Raw genomic sequence first — 218 nt, 5'->3', positions numbered from 1 at the left:
CCGGATCACTAAGCCCGACTTTCGTCCCTGCTCGACTTGTAGGTCTCGCAGTCAAGCTCCCTTATGCCTTTGCACTCTACGAATGATTTCCAACCATTCTGAGGGACCCTTTGGGCGCCTCCGTTACACTTTAGGAGGCGACCGCCCCAGTCAAACTGCCCACCTGACACTGTCTCCCGGGTCGATAAGACCCGTAGGTTAGAATTTCAATACAGTCA

At 53.7% G+C, this 218-nt stretch carries 1 rRNA gene; it reads right to left on the bottom strand.

Annotation, left to right across the window (positions count from 1 at the left end):
* Positions 1-218, bottom strand: a 23S ribosomal RNA gene (locus MR160_RS34650); the annotation flags it as partial.

The sequence above is a fragment of the Bacillus cereus group sp. BfR-BA-01382 genome (genome assembly GCF_022663475.1).
Classification (GTDB): Bacteria; Bacillota; Bacilli; order Bacillales; family Bacillaceae_G; genus Bacillus_A; species Bacillus_A thuringiensis_S.
The sequence above is the reverse complement of the archived record's forward strand: the minus strand, read 5'-3'. Positions and strand labels throughout refer to the sequence as shown.